A 14,350-nucleotide genomic window follows, 5' to 3' on the forward strand; every position below is an offset into this window, starting at 1 on the left:
CCTTCTTTGTCATTCGGCATGCAAAATTGACCCCGTAAGCCGGGGGATCGGCGTCCAAAATTGACCCCCTACAGGTTGGCTGTTGCGCTGCCTGCTTTGTCATGAAGCAGGTGGTCGGGGATGCTGATCGTGGAGACGATTGCGCGGATACGGCGCGAACACTTCATCAAGGGCAAGACGATCAAGGAGATCGCCCGTGACCTGAAGGTGTCGCGGAACACGGTCCGGAAGGTGCTGAGGTCGGGCAAGACCTTGTTCGAGTATGAGCGTTCGATCCAGCCGCGCCCCAAACTCGGGCGTTGGGCGGCGGAGCTTGATGAACTGCTGGCGGCGAACGCGGCCAAATCGGCTCGCGAACAGCTGACGCTGATCCGGATCTTCGAAGAGTTGCGCGGACGCGGCTATGACGGCGGCTACGATGCCGTACGGCGTTACGCCAGGCGTTGGAGCAAGGAGCGCGGGCAATCGACCGCGGCGGCCTATGTTCCGTTGAGCTTTGCGGCGGGCGAAGCCTACCAGTTCGACTGGAGCCATGAGATCGTTCTCCTCAACGGCGTGACGGCGATCGTGAAGGTCGCTCATGTCCGGCTGTGCCACAGCCGCATGCTGTTCGTGCGGGCCTATCCGCGGGAGACGCAGGAGATGGTATTCGACGCCCACGACCGGGCGTTCGCACTGTTCAAGGGTACCTGCAGCCGCGGCATCTACGACAACATGAAGACGGCGGTAGAGACGATCTTCGTCGGCAAGGATCGCCGCTACAATCGCCGCTTCCTGCAGATGTGCAGCCACTATCTGATCGATCCGGTCGCCTGCACGCCGGCGTCGGGCTGGGAGAAGGGTCAGGTCGAGAACCAGGTCGGGCTGGTCCGGGAACGGTTCTTCACGCCACGGCTGCGGTTCAAAACCCTGGACGAGTTGAACGCGTGGCTTCTGGATAAGTGCATCGCCTACGCCAAGGCGCACCGACATCCAGAACTGGCCGAACAGACGGTCTGGGAGGTGTTCGAAGCCGAGCGGCCCAAGCTCGTTCCCTATGCTGGCCGGTTCGACGGATTCCACGCGGTGCCGGCATCGGTCTCGAAGACCTGCCTGGTGCGCTTCGACAACAACAAATACTCGGTCGCTGCCAGCGCCGTCGGGCGCCCGGTCGAAGTTCAAGCCTATGCCGATCGCATCGTGATCCGTCAGGACGGGCGCATCGTTGCGGAGCATCCGCGATCGTTCGGACGCGGCGAGACGACCTACAATCCCTGGCACTACGTGCCGGTGCTCGCGCGCAAACCCGGGGCCTTACGTAACGGCGCACCCTTCAAGGACTGGGTGTTGCCGGCCGCGATCGAACGGATCCGGCGCAGGCTCGCCAGCACCGACGACGGCAATCGACAGATGGTCGACATCCTCAATGCGGTGCTGACGGACGGTTTGTCGGCGGTCGAAGCCGCCTGCGCCGAGGCGATCGCTCATGGCGTTCATTCCGCTGACGTCGTTCTCAACATCCTGGCTCGCCAACGCGAACCCGCTGCACCGGCCAACATTATGACGCCGGCGGCACTGACGCTCCGCCATGCGCCGATCGCCGATTGCGCCCGTTACGACAACCTCCGGAGGACCATCTGATGGAACGAACCCAAATCTTCGACCTCATGGGTGAGCTCAAACTCTACGGAATGAGGGCTGCCTTCGACGAGATCATGGCGACGGCCGTCAAGCGCCAGCACGAACCTCAGCACATCGTCGGCGACCTGCTCAGCGCCGAGATCAACGAGAAGCAGGCGCGGTCGATCAAGTACCAGCTCACCATCGCCAAGCTGCCATTGGCCAAGGATCTCGATGACTTCCAGTTCGAAGGCACGCCGATCAATCAGACGCTCGTCAATGATCTCGCCGGCGGCGGCTTCATCGCCCAGCAGCGCAACGTCGTGCTCGTCGGCGGCACCGGCACAGGCAAAACCCACCTGGCCATCGCAATCGCCAGAAGCTGCATCCGATCCGGCGCCCGCGGTCGCTTCTACAACGTGGTCGACCTCGTCAATCGCCTCGAGATCGAGACCCGTAACGGACGTCAGGGCCGGCTTGCCGAACATCTGACCCGGATGGACTTCATCGTGCTCGACGAACTCGGATATCTGCCCTTTGCCCAATCCGGCGGCCAGTTGCTGTTCCATCTCGTCAGCCGGCTCTACGAGCGTGCTTCCGTCATCGTCACCACCAATCTCGCCTTCGGCGAATGGCCCAGCGTGTTCGGCGACGCCAAGATGACCACCGCGCTGCTCGACCGGTTGACCCACCACTGCGACATCGTCGAAACCGGTAACGACAGCTGGCGCTTCAAAAGCCGCGACGACGATCACGCCACCCGCGCTCGTCTCGTCTCCGCAATCCCGGCCAGCTCCGACGAGTCGAGCGCTACCCTCAAACCACGCCGCGCGAAGGGGTCAAAATTGAACGCCGATACGGGGTCAAATTTGCGAGCCGATTGACAGCCCGTCGCTCGAAAACGCCGTGGACGACGCCAAGCATGATCCCTCCGGCGCGGTTTGCGCTTAAGGCTTGACGGAGCAGCAACTATCTCGTCTTGCGCGAGCGCACCATACCGGCCAGGCTTGGGCGATCCGTGCAGGGCAAGGATTCGGGCCATCAGCAAGTTCATAAAAACACGACACGTCGCTGCCCGCTCAGCGACGTGTCCTGCGCCTCGATCCGAAGCCTCAACCTGATGATCAGCCTCGGTTAAAACCGGGACCCGGGCCGGGCATTTAAGCCTTAATCGTGGGTGAAGGGCTATTCGTCCTCTTCGGGCTGCTCCTCGGGAGGTGCGAGTCCCTCCAGACCCTTCAGCAACTCTTCCTCCGTCATGCGCTCGACGGCAACCTCGGTATCATCCGCATCGACGCTTGCCCCGACTGAACCGATCAAAGGCACGGTGTCGGGCTCGGGCTCGTCGACCTCGACAAACTTCTGCAAGGAATGAACCAGCTCTTCGCGCATGTCCTCGGGAGAGATGGTCTGTTCGGCTATTTCGCGAAGTGCGACGACGGGATTCTTGTCGTTATCGCGGTCAATCGTAAGTTGCGACCCCGATGAGATCGTTCGCGCGCGATGTGCGGCCAAAAGAACCAGGTCGAACCGGTTATCGACCTTATCAATACAATCTTCCACGGTGACGCGCGCCATCGCCTGTCGCTCCGTTGCAGGGCTGAAACTAGTGAATATATGCGCTAGGTATAGAGCGTTTGCGGGTTTCGCAACAGGGAATTTAGCATTTGGCGTGACAGCCGGACTCTGATACCCCTTACTGGAGCCAGAAGGTCGGCGTCCGGAGAAGCGTAATGAGTCCCGATCGGACAAGAATTCGCTTCATTGCTTCTCCATCGTATTCTTGCGCTGCCTTTGCCTCAACCTCATTGCGCCTGTGGTTTTCTTCAGTCTGATCCGCAAGAGGCGATTTGCATCATTGAACCATGGGGCTGGCTCCAGCCGCGCCAATAACGCGAACAACGATCACGAGAACGCTCGATGCCATCTGCCTCAAACAAGATCGCGCTTTTCATCGATGGCGCCAACCTCTACGCCACAGCCAAGACGCTCGGCTTCGACATCGACTACAAGCGCCTTCTGAAGGAATTTCAGTCCCGGGGCACCCTCGTTCGCGCGTTCTATTACACGGCGATCATCGAGGATCAGGAATATTCATCGATAAGGCCGTTGATCGACTGGCTTGACTACAACGGCTACACGGTGGTCACGAAAGCTACCAAGGAGTTCATCGACGCCAGCGGCCGCCGCAAAGTCAAAGGAAACATGGACATTGAACTCGCGGTCGATGCGATGGAGCTTGCCGAGCACGTCGATCAGATCGTGCTGTTCTCGGGCGACGGCGATTTCCGTTCCCTGGTCGAAGCAGTGCAACGCCGCGGCGTCCGCGTGACCGTTGTTTCCACAATCGCAAGTCAGCCGCCGATGATCGCGGATGAGCTACGCCGTCAGGCCGACGTCTTCACCGATCTCGTCGAGTTGCAGCCGAAACTCGGCCGCGACCCGTCGGAACGTCAGTCGCGCCACCACGCACCGCAGTTCTTGCAGCGCGCCACCGCTATGGCATCCCGGAGCGATGACGACGACTTTGAGGACTAAAATAAGCCTGGGCGTCCAAACTGCCAGTTCCAGCGCGACCTCCGCCAGTTCAGAACCGGGCCGCGATTGTCCGCTTTGCCCGCGGCTGGTTGACTATCGCCTTTCGGTGCGGGCGCGCGAGCCGGATTGGTTCAACGCGCCCGTGCCTTCTTTCGGCGACTCAGACGCGGCCGTTCTGATCGTCGGCCTGGCTCCAGGCCTGCAAGGCGCCAACCGCACCGGACGCCCCTTTACAGGGGACTACGCCGGCGACCTGCTTTACGCCACGCTTCTCAAATACGGCTTTGCCGCCGGACGTTACCAGGCCCGCCCCGACGATGGCCTCAAGCTGGTCGATTGCCGCATCAGCAACGCCGTACGTTGCGTGCCGCCACAGAACAAACCTTTACCGGCCGAGATCAATACCTGCCGCGCATTTCTCAGCGCCACTCTTGAGGCAATGCCCCGATTGCGAGCGATTGTCGCGCTAGGCCGCATCGCACACGACTCCGCGGTGAAGGCGTTGGGAGTTCGCGCCGCGGCCGCACCCTTCGCTCACGGCGCGGTGCATACTGCCGGCGGGGTCAAGCTCTATGACAGCTACCACTGCTCGCGCTACAATACCAACACGCGCGTCCTGACGCCCCAGATGTTTGAAAGCGTCTTCGCGCAGGTGCGCGCAGATTTGACGCACCGGTGAAGCTCGGGCGCGCCTATCTCGGCTCCGTGAAACGGATTCCCATCATCTCGCCGTTTCGCCAGACGCGCTCGCATTCCCGCGGCGCTGAATTCGGCACCAGCGCGACGCCGAAATGCTTTGGCACACTCAAGCCGGAGGCAATCACGAGGCGCGCGCCGTCGCTGGAGATGTCCATCACCTCACACTCCGACTTGGATTTCCCCTCGACCGAGTCGAGTACAATCCAGGCTCGTTGATGTCGGCGACGCATCCGCCGAATGGCACGCTTCTGTTTGATGCGCATGTCGAGAGGAGATCACCTCAAACCTAAAATTACGTTGAAGCGATCGCTCAAAATTTAACGACCGGACAGACCACCGGCAGGCGCGCGCCTTTCATCCCCTGGCCCGCAACAACCGGCCTTTTTCGCGACCCCAGTCGCGCTTCTTCTCGCTCTCGCGCTTGTCGTGAAGTTTCTTGCCCTTTGCGATCGCCAGCAACAGCTTGGCCCGGCCGCGTTCGTTGAAATAGAGCTTGAGCGGAATCAGCGTCATCCCCTCTCGATCGACCGCGCCCATCAGCTTGTTGATCTGCTTCCGGTGCAGCAACAGCTTACGCGGCCGCTTCGGCTCGTGATTGAAGCGATTGGCTTGCAGATATTCGGGGATGTTGGAATTAATGAGCCAGATTTCGCCGTTCTTCGAGTCCGCGTAGGATTCGGCGATCGTGGTCTTACCGTTACGGATCGACTTGACCTCCGTACCCGTCAGCGCAATGCCGGCTTCGACGGTGTCCTCGATCGCATAGTTGAACCGCGCCTTGCGATTTTCCGCGACGACCTTGATGGCGCGCTCGCCTTTCCCGGCCATATCCCTGAAACCTCCAGGCGCTATCTTTCCAGAACGGCGGCAACACCGATCTGGCGGCGTTGCGCTATCCCTTCGCTTTCAGAAGATCGCGAATCTCGGTCAGCAATTCTTCCTCGCGAGTCGGCTTCGGCGGCGCCGCGGATGCCGCCTCGTCCTTGCGCTTCAGCTTGTTCATCCCCTTGATAACGATGAATAGCACGAAGGCGACGATCAGGAAGTTCAACGTTAGCGTCAGGAAATTACCCCATGCCAGCACCGCGCCCTGCTTCTTGGCGTCGGCGAGATTTGAGGCTTTGACGGCATCAGAAAGCGGCGTGAAATAATTCGAGAAATCGAGGCCGCCGGTAACGGCGCCAATGATCGGCATGATGATGTCGCCAACCATCGAGGAAACGATCCCTCCGAAGGCTGCGCCGATGATGACGCCGACAGCAAGGTCGACGACATTTCCCTTCATCGCGAATTCACGAAACTCTTTCCACATCGCAATCCCCAACCGTATTTCGCCAACGCGCACGGTGCAGCAATTAACCCAAGTCAGTTCATCAAACCGGCATGTACCATAGCCTCGCGGATAAGCTTTCCGGTCGGCGGCGTCACCGGCATCAGCGGCAATCGCACGACTTCTTCAATCCGGTCGAGGAGTTTGAGGGCATGCTTTGCTCCGGCGAGACCAGGTTCCTTGAAAATAGCGTCGTGCAGCGGCACCAGGCGATCCTGAATATCGAGTCCGGTAGCGTAGTCGCCTTTCAGTACAGCGGACATCAGGCTCGCACATAGTTTCGGCGCGACGTTGGCGACGACGGAGATGCAACCATGTCCGCCCGCCGCCATGAAGGCGAGCGCCGTCATATCCTCGCCCGACAACTGGATGAATTCGGGGCCCATTGCCCGGCGCTGCAGCGAAACCCGCGCCAGATTGGCGGTAGCATCCTTGACGCCGGCGATGTTCTTCAATTCGAATAATCGCGCCATCGTCTCGACGGAAAGGTCGACGACCGAACGCGAGGGAATGTTGTAGATGATGATGGGAATACCGATCGCGTCGTTCACCGTCTTGAAGTGCTGATACAGACCTTCCTGGGTCGGCTTGTTGTAATACGGGGTCACCACCAGCACTGCGTCGGCGCCAGCCTTCTCGGCATGTAAGGCCAGATCGACCGCCTCGCGGGTTGAATTTGAGCCCGCGCCCGCAATCACCGGAACCCGCCCCCTCGCCTCTTCGATGCACCATTCCACGACCTTGCGGTGTTCTTCGTGGCTCAGTGTCGGACTCTCGCCGGTTGTGCCGACCGGCACGAGTCCGTGGACTCCTTCGTCGATCTGCCAGCTTACCAGCCTGCGAAAGGCAGCCTCATCGACGGAGCCGTTTTTGAAGGGCGTCACCAGGGCCGTGTAGGATCCCTGGAACTTCGCCTTGCTTGCCATAGTCCGCTCCACGTTGCGCGGCTTCGCCGACTGCTGATTTCGATGCCACATCAGTCATATCGGGTCTGACGCGGCTACGAAAGGTCCGCGCCTGAAGCCGTGGCCGCGATTTCGCCGTTGTCGGGGCATATGAGCGCGACATCGGGGATTTTAGTGCTTTGTCCACACATTCAATGAAATAGTAACGAGATATTAGGGGCCTGCTCGATTCGCTGAAAAGGATTTTATCGTGACATTGCCCGCCCGTGCATCAAAGCTACGAACTGCGGCTTTAGGCGCGAGTCTGGTGACGGCCGCGCTCTGGGCCGGGATCGCCCATGCGGAGAAAGCCGCGAAAGTTCCCGCGCCGAAGTCGAAACCTTCAGGCCACGTCGTTTCAAAGACCGTCTCAGGCCATGGGCACGGCAAGACCATCGCTCCGAGCAAAGGCAAACCGAGCAAAGGCAAAGCTCCCGCAGCCTCGATAATCCAACCAGCCACACGTCGGCACACCACGCTTCCCGCGCCATCGGCTCGCAATCCCGTTCCAAGAGCTGCAATGGCCGCGACGTCATCGACCTCGCGCACCGACCTCGCTGCGCTTGAGAATGTCATAGACCTGACCCGGAAGAATAAATATTCGGACGCCACGCAGGTCCAGGCCAGCATAACAGACCCGGTCGCTCGCAAGCTCGCCGAATGGATCATCCTGCGCAGCAACGACAACGGCGCGCCGACCGAGCGCTACCGCGCTTTCATCGATGCCAATCCAAGTTGGCCTTCGCAGACATTCCTGCGCCGGCGCGCGGAAGCTGCGCTGTGGAACGATCATCGCGACAGCGGCGCCGTACTGGCCTGGTTCGAGAATGAACGACCGCTATCCGCCAAGGGACGGCTCGTACTGGCAAGCGCGCTGCTCGCGCGCGGAGACCGCGCCCGCGCGGAGCAGTTGGTCCGCGAGGCCTGGCGAACCGATACAATGTCGGCAGCGGTCGAGAGGAAAGCGCTGGAGATGTTCGGAGCGCTGATTACGCCGAGCGACCACAAGGCGCGCATGGATTATATGCTTTACGGCGAGGACCGTGATGCCGGAATGCGTGCGGCGCAGCGACTCGGAAGATCGCAAGAGGCCCTCGCCAAAGCGCGGATTGCGGCCGATCGCAAGTCGTCCAGCCTGCGTGCACTGCTCGAGAAAGTACCCCGCGAACTACACAACGACCCTGGCTATGTCTTGGCCTACATTCAGCTACTGCGTCGTGAAGAGAAGTTCGCGGAAGCTGCGCGGCTGATGCAGAGCGCGCCGCGGGATCCCAACCGGCTTTACAATGTCGATCAATGGTGGATCGAGCGGCGGCTGCTCGCGCGCAAGATGATCGACATCGGGCAATATCGCACCGCGTATCTCATCGCCCGCGACGCGGCGCTCCCCGCGCGCGATATCTACAAGACCGAACAGGAGTTTACCGCCGGCTGGATCGCCCTCCGGTTCCTGAATGACGCCAATACCGCCGCCCGGCATTTTGCGCGCATCGGCGTCGGCAGTGTCAACCCGACCGCGCTGGCGCGGGCCGGCTACTGGCAGGGTCGCGCCGCCGAAGCGGCAGGCCGGACTCAGGAAGCTCGGCGCGCCTACGCCGCGGCGGCGGCGCAATCCACCAGTTATTATGGCCAACTCGCACGCGCCAAGCTCGGGCTTCCGCAGATCGAACTACACAGCGTTCCAGGCAGCCGGTCACGCGGAATCGAGCGCCTCGAGATCGTCCGCGCGGCGCAGCTTCTCTATGCTCTCGGCAAAGATGACCTCGCGATTCCGATCCTTGCCGATATAGGCGCCAACGGCGACCCTGATGCAGTGTTGGGGCTTGGCGAACTCGCCGCACGTCATGGCGACGCGCAGGGAATGTTGCTCGTCGGCAAGGCCGCGCTAAATCGCGGACTGCCATTCGATTTCTATGCCTACCCCGTCAGCGGGATGCCGCCGTTCAGATCAATCGGACCGGATGTCGAACGCAGCATCGTCTATGCGATTGCCCGACAGGAGAGCGCCTTCAATCCGTCGGTGGTCTCGCCGGCGCACGCCTACGGGCTGATGCAAGTGACACCGGATGCCGGACGGTATGTCTGCAAGAAATACGGCGCCAGCTTCGACCTTCATCGCCTGAAGACCGAGCCCGCCTACAATGCTGCACTCGGCGCAGCGGAACTCGGCGGCCTTCTTGAAGACTACCGCGGCTCTTACATCATGACCTTCGCGGCCTACAATGCCGGACGCGGCAGCGTCCATAAATGGATCGCGCGCTACGGCGATCCGCGGGATCCGGGAGTCGATGCGGTGGACTGGGTCGAACTGATTCCGTTCTCGGAAACCCGCAACTACGTGCAGCGGATCATGGAGAACCTGCAAGTCTATCGCGCCCGCTTTGGCGGCGGCTCAAAGTTACAGATCGAGGCGGACTTGCATCGCGGCTCTATCCAGTAACGTTGGAGAAGCAGATAACGCCTTGCGCGGGGCGCACTCCACGCGGAGGAACGTCCAGCCAGCAAAACGACATGGTTCCCGCTTGCGGTCTCGTCGCTGAAGTCTGTATCAACTGCGCTGAACCAGACTCGCCGCTTCTCTTTTTGTTTGAGCATGATCTTGTCCGAAAACCGGTTTCCACTTTTCGGGATCATGCTTTAGCCTGGCCTCAGGAGCGGTCATCGCTGATCGCGCCTATGATGCCGACAGTCTCACGAGGCGATCGTCGAAGGTTGCAAACCAGTCATCCAGTCGCCGTCATCGCAGGCACCACCACCATTATCATTATCGACTGTATCGCCTTGGGGCAACGCCGGGGCATCGAAGGCTGCTTCGCAAAACTCAAGTAACGGCCACGCGTCGCCGCTCGCTACGACAAACTCGCAAAGACTTTCATAGCCTTTCATAGTCTTCGTCAGAATCGCCAGCATCATGCTATGGCGCAAATGATTAAAGCATGATCCGATCAAATTGAATGAGATCATGCTTTGGATGTTATCGTCTGGTCGCTTTTTTGCGGCGAACAAGTCATCCACTTCGCCGGAAACAGCTCTAATCGTCTCTACCGCCTCGTCATGAGGGACAGACGAACAGCTGATCTGAACCTTTGAGCGGGTTCGAGCGACTCATTGTTGCTGGGGATTTCAGGGCCCAGTGCGTATAAGCCAGCGCCGCCGGCGAGCATATTCCGCCGCGCGGCGCTGTGCGTTCGTGCCGGAAAACACCCAGTCTATAGCGTTCGAGCGAAATGGGTCCCGGTTCGCGCGAAAAAACGCGGCAAACCACAAAAAGCCAGGGGTCTGTCACCGTTCCATGAAACGGTAACAGACCCCTGAGAGAATCGTCAGACGACGTGGTTACCAGGTGCGCTGAGCCCGGAACATGACGGTCCAGATGTCCTGATCCCTCAGCTGATAGTTGCCTGTCGGCTTGTAGACAGCGAAATTGTTTGGAACATTCGCTACGCCGGCGTGCTTCTGATCCAACATGGTGTAAACGCCTTCCGTCGTGAAGGTCAGGTTCTTGACCGGCGTCCAGCGAAGGTTCGCACCGACCTGCGCGATGTTGAAATCAGGGTTACAGGCGGTGAAACCCGCACCAAGAGCCCTCGGAATGGAGACACCACACATATAGGATTTGGCTTCGCCGGTGTAGCTGATCGATGCGTAAGCCCCGAATACCGAACTGCTCCAGTACGGATTCCAGTGGTGGGTGTAGGCGCCGCGCATGCCCCAGGTCGAGACCAGTTGAAGCTGGCTGTTGGGAAAATAGACAGAATCGGGCGCATAGCCGAAACCAATGCTGCCAACACCGCTGCCGCCATAGATGGTGTTAGCACCCGCCAAAGCGGTCATGTCCTGGATATTGTAGCGGGTCGCACCGTTGGTGTAGACGCCCGAAATATTGATCACGTCACCCGGACCAGTCGGAATGTTCTTGATCGACAGAGCGCCTTGACCGGCCCAGCCCCACTTACCTCCAGGACCGCCGCTGGTTTCAAGGCCAGTGTAGTAGGCAGGGTTGTTGTGATGCGCTGCGAACGAGGCCTGGAACATGCCCCAGGCCTGATCGACGCGGAGTTGGCCGACGATATCCGGAAAGGTGGTTCCACCATAGGCGCTGAGGCCGTAGCCGAAGAAAAGGGTGCCAAGAGCGACGGGGCCGAAGAAGGGTTGGGCAGATCCGAATCCACCAGCGTCGAGCGCGTTGAAGCCCGGGTATACCGAGAGGTTTTGAATGCCGGGCTGGTAGTATGCGCTTGGATCCTGCACGCCGATCGAAGCCGATACGCCGTTGCCGAACTCGGTGGTGTAGGTGAACTGGTTCACGCCCGTGAGCGCACCGCCGCCGCCGACAAGACCGTCATAGATGTTTCCGGGATATTGCCCCCAGGGAGCGCTGAACTGAGAGGCAGCTTTACCGATCGTGAAGCCGGCGAACTGGATGAAGGCGTGGAACACGCCAAGCTGGCCGCCGAGGACGCCTCCGTTCGGATTTCCGTCATACGCAGACCCGCCGACGCGCACACCTCGGTAGCCGCCCGAGGTCCAGGTGAAAACCCCCTCGAAAAACGTGCGAACCACGCCGTAATCTGTCGCGGTGCGGGTGTCGATGGTCAGGTCCGATCGCGCGCGCCAGGTAAAAGCGTTGCCGGAACGGTTCTGCGCACCGGCCTGAAGCCCAGTGTTGCCTTGGAAGATCGTATTCGTATTGACGCCCAGATCGGCGCGCATATAGCCGCCGAGCTTAATGCAGGTGTCGGTTCCGGGGATGTAATAGAAGCCCGCACCATACAGGGAGCAGACCTTCACATATTCGACCGCTTTGGCTTTTAACGGAAGATCGGCAGCGTGAGCCCCGCTCATGACGACCAGCCCTGCCGCCGAGCCGAGGTAAAGGCTCTTCATCAAATTCATCGTCAAACCTCCAAGTTGTTCTGCAGGGCGATCGGATCCGCGAAGCGCAACACTCAGAGAGTGTTTCCCCACGTTGCGGACTAACCGATAGCGTTCGTGCTTGCGGACCCCGTCAAACGCGAGGTGGACGCAAGGCGACCAAACAGCGAACCATCTAAACCAGAACGACTTTGGGATGCCCCCCTCCGTCGTGCGATTAGAATTACCGAACCGCCTTGCACACGCAATGAAGGAAGCTTCGAAATGGAATAAGTTGAAAACGATTTTGGTGGCTTGTTGCACAAATGGCACACGCCAACGACCCGCATTTTCTTGCGTAAGGCATTGTTTTATATGTAATTTTCGTTCTAGGCCTGCTTTGAGCCTCCTGGACGGCGAATCCGCCCCTCATGGAACGCAGTTCGGTGCCTGCAATTCAAACTTTGCAAGTCATCAACACTGATTCGATCGGGGGCCACCGTTTCTAAATTGAAAAATTTATAAAGAATTCAATGCTATATGGCGGATAACGCAAAGCCACGGTCTATAAAACTGCAACGCGAACGCACAACCGGTGAAGCTTGTCGGCATTGGCGTCACCGGTCTGCGGCACATAGCCTCATGGGTTCCAGTACGACGCGTAATCTTGCGATCCGGCGCTTGCGGCTGGCGAGCGTGTCAGGCATATCGGTCATCAACGGAGCTGTGGCCGAGTGGCTGAAGGCGGCGGTTTGCTAAACCGTTATAGGGTTGTAAAGCCCTATCGAGGGTTCGAATCCCTCCGGCTCCGCCAATCAATGTTTATGCGGGTTTCTTGCATTTTCCATCGCAGAACCGCTACCCGCAGTTGGCGCAGTTGCCGCCAATAGCACGGCGGTCCCTTCGTGCTCCTGGCCGGATCAACTTCTGCAAAGCTGTATTTGGAGAGAATCCGTCGCCAATCGGCAACCCGAACGTTGACCCACTTGTCCACGATTAGCGTGCCGCCCGTTGCTCTGATGTGGCTCGTCGAGATCAAACCTTTCTTGATTTTAAGCGTTGCATCGAAGTAACGTTTAGGTTGCTCGACAGTGGAGATTTCAAATGTCCCGGGGCTTTGGCGCGATTCAACGTGCGATACTCGATGCGTTATCGGACAAATTGATCATCACTCTCTCGACACTCGACCTCGCCCACATCGTGAACGGCGGAGTGCGCAGCAGGTCGATGATCGCATCGGTTCATCGTGCGCTTCGAACCTTGGAAGCCGTGGGCAAAGTCGTTCGTCTCGATGGGAGGTGGGCGCTCGCATCACGACAAAGAGAGGCCCGAAGCTATAAGCACAGAAGGCCTGAGTCGCCTGCGCAGCAGAAGAACGAACGTTTGAAATTGATCTCGAAGATTCTTGGAATGCTAGGGTCGTCTCAAGACGGAGAGGTCCTGGCGGCCGCAAAAAAAGCGGAAGCCAAACGGATCGAGTTAGGGTTGTCTTGGGACGATATCATTCTGGGACAATCTTATTCGATCAGCTGAGAGCAGCTCCCGCGCGGATCGTTTCAGTCAGCCAGCCATTTCCGTACGTATGCATCAATGTGCTCACGGACGGATTCAGACTTGATCACCAAGCCGAGGTCGATCATTTCCGCGCCGATAAACCCGTCCGCGGTCTGTGTCGGCACCGGCCCGGGCACGAGCTGGTTGGCCTCTTCGCGGAAGAACACCTCCGCCACCACCCCGGCGAACCATATCGTACGCGCCGCGTCGCCACGCGGACGCAGCGGATCGTCGCGCATCACGAATACCGGGCTGCCGCTCGATCCGGGATACACAGCGGCGTCGATCAGGAATTGCTTGTGCCCCTCGAAGTCGAGTTCCAGCGGCGTGGCGGTGGTGCCGCGGCGCAGGATTGGCATGAGGTTGACCTGATCCCAAACCCCGCTGGGATAGCCGACGAACAGCACGTCCTCCAGCGCGTCGAAGCCCCGCACTGTGGCCGCATCGGGAATGCGCTGGCTGTCGATCGCATGGTAATAGAGTTGCACGCCGAGATCGCGCGCCGCGCGCTCAAGAGGCCGCAGCGGCACGATGGCGAGATCGACAGCAGGATCGGGATGGACGAACCATGCCGCGGGGAAGTCGTCGATGTTGAGCTGAAAGCGCCGGCCGAATGCCGGCTTGCCCTCGCTCGTCTGCGTGAACACCAGGCCGCCGCGGCGCACGCCCTCAACCAGGTGCCGGTTGGTGACGACAAACGGCGTACTGCCTTTGGCGTGGGCGTGACTGAGAATGAAGGCTGTGCCCGAGCCGGCGCTGCCGTCCTCGAGTTCGGTATCCACTCGCACCGTGGAGAACAGCAGTTTCTTTGCTATGGAGTCGATTTCCATGG

The 14,350-nt window shown here is 59.8% G+C and carries 14 protein-coding genes and 1 tRNA gene; 7 read left to right on the forward strand and 8 right to left on the reverse strand.

Features of this window, described 5'->3' with window-relative positions:
• Nucleotides 1-120 precede the first annotated feature (120 nt).
• Nucleotides 121-1,620, forward strand: coding sequence for an IS21 family transposase (gene istA, locus NB311A_RS03475; protein ID WP_009796680.1), 1,500 nt, complete (start codon nt 121-123; stop codon nt 1,618-1,620).
• Complete coding sequence (istB, locus tag NB311A_RS03480; protein ID WP_009796681.1) at nt 1,620-2,483, forward strand: IS21-like element helper ATPase IstB; 864 nt, start codon at nt 1,620-1,622, stop codon at nt 2,481-2,483. The genes istA and istB overlap by 1 nt, the downstream gene beginning before the upstream one ends.
• Nucleotides 2,484-2,784: 301 nt before the next feature.
• Here the strand turns inward: istB and rpoZ are convergent, their stop codons facing one another.
• Nucleotides 2,785-3,177, reverse strand: a complete 393-nt coding sequence (gene rpoZ / locus NB311A_RS03485; protein ID WP_009797069.1) for a DNA-directed RNA polymerase subunit omega — start codon at nt 3,175-3,177, stop codon at nt 2,785-2,787.
• A 342-nt stretch (nt 3,178-3,519) separates the two neighbouring features.
• On the opposite strand from rpoZ, the gene NB311A_RS03490 reads away from it, so the two are divergent.
• Nucleotides 3,520-4,137 carry an NYN domain-containing protein gene (locus NB311A_RS03490; protein ID WP_009797070.1) on the forward strand — a complete coding sequence of 206 codons (618 nt, stop codon included), beginning with the start codon at nt 3,520-3,522 and terminating at the stop codon, nt 4,135-4,137.
• Nucleotides 4,115-4,816 (forward strand): uracil-DNA glycosylase, encoded by a 702-nt coding sequence (locus NB311A_RS03495; RefSeq protein WP_083780368.1) that lies wholly within the window; start codon nt 4,115-4,117, stop codon nt 4,814-4,816. Before NB311A_RS03490 ends, NB311A_RS03495 begins: the two co-directional genes overlap by 23 nt.
• 13 nt (nt 4,817-4,829) lie before the next feature.
• Here NB311A_RS03495 and NB311A_RS22395 read toward each other — a convergent pair whose 3' ends face one another.
• The 4 genes from NB311A_RS22395 to dapA form a co-directional block, all read right to left on the reverse strand.
• A complete protein-coding gene (locus tag NB311A_RS22395; protein WP_245256915.1) occupies nt 4,830-4,991 on the reverse strand; it encodes a hypothetical protein in 162 nt (53 codons plus the stop codon).
• A gap of 199 nt (nt 4,992-5,190) precedes the next feature.
• Entirely contained in the window at nt 5,191-5,664 is a 474-nt protein-coding gene (gene smpB, locus NB311A_RS03505; protein WP_009797073.1) for an SsrA-binding protein SmpB, read from the reverse strand.
• Nucleotides 5,665-5,728: 64 nt separating this feature from the next.
• Nucleotides 5,729-6,148, reverse strand: a complete 420-nt coding sequence (mscL, locus tag NB311A_RS03510; protein WP_009797074.1) for a large conductance mechanosensitive channel protein MscL — start codon at nt 6,146-6,148, stop codon at nt 5,729-5,731.
• 53 nt (nt 6,149-6,201) lie between these two features.
• Nucleotides 6,202-7,092, reverse strand: coding sequence for a 4-hydroxy-tetrahydrodipicolinate synthase (gene dapA, locus NB311A_RS03515; protein ID WP_040673901.1), 891 nt, complete (start codon nt 7,090-7,092; stop codon nt 6,202-6,204).
• 229 nt (nt 7,093-7,321) lie between these two features.
• Here dapA and NB311A_RS03520 point away from each other — a divergent pair, with 229 nt between their 5' ends.
• Nucleotides 7,322-9,550, forward strand: a complete 2,229-nt coding sequence (locus NB311A_RS03520) for a lytic transglycosylase domain-containing protein (RefSeq protein WP_040673872.1) — start codon at nt 7,322-7,324, stop codon at nt 9,548-9,550.
• Between the two features lie 251 nt (nt 9,551-9,801).
• On the opposite strand, the gene NB311A_RS03525 is transcribed toward NB311A_RS03520, so the two are convergent.
• A complete protein-coding gene (locus NB311A_RS03525; RefSeq protein ID WP_131522875.1) occupies nt 9,802-10,116 on the reverse strand; it encodes a hypothetical protein in 315 nt (104 codons plus the stop codon).
• 330 nt (nt 10,117-10,446) lie between these two features.
• Nucleotides 10,447-12,006, reverse strand: a complete 1,560-nt coding sequence (locus tag NB311A_RS03530; protein WP_009797078.1) for a porin — start codon at nt 12,004-12,006, stop codon at nt 10,447-10,449.
• Nucleotides 12,007-12,684: 678 nt separating this feature from the next.
• Here NB311A_RS03530 and NB311A_RS03535 point away from each other — a divergent pair.
• Together NB311A_RS03535 and NB311A_RS03540 are read left to right on the forward strand one after the other, a co-directional pair.
• Nucleotides 12,685-12,778 (forward strand) — tRNA-Ser (locus NB311A_RS03535).
• Between the two features lie 290 nt (nt 12,779-13,068).
• Nucleotides 13,069-13,497 (forward strand): hypothetical protein, encoded by a 429-nt coding sequence (locus NB311A_RS03540; protein WP_009797080.1) that lies wholly within the window; start codon nt 13,069-13,071, stop codon nt 13,495-13,497.
• A 23-nt stretch (nt 13,498-13,520) separates the two neighbouring features.
• Here the strand turns inward: NB311A_RS03540 and NB311A_RS03545 are convergent, their stop codons facing one another.
• The gene (locus NB311A_RS03545) at nt 13,521-14,348 is read right to left on the reverse strand and encodes a serine protease (RefSeq protein WP_009797081.1); all 828 of its coding nucleotides are present in this window, start codon (nt 14,346-14,348) and stop codon (nt 13,521-13,523) included.
• Nucleotides 14,349-14,350: the final 2 nt, after the last annotated feature.

It is taken from the genome of Nitrobacter sp. Nb-311A, assembly GCF_000152905.1.
GTDB lineage: Bacteria > Pseudomonadota > Alphaproteobacteria > Rhizobiales > Xanthobacteraceae > Nitrobacter.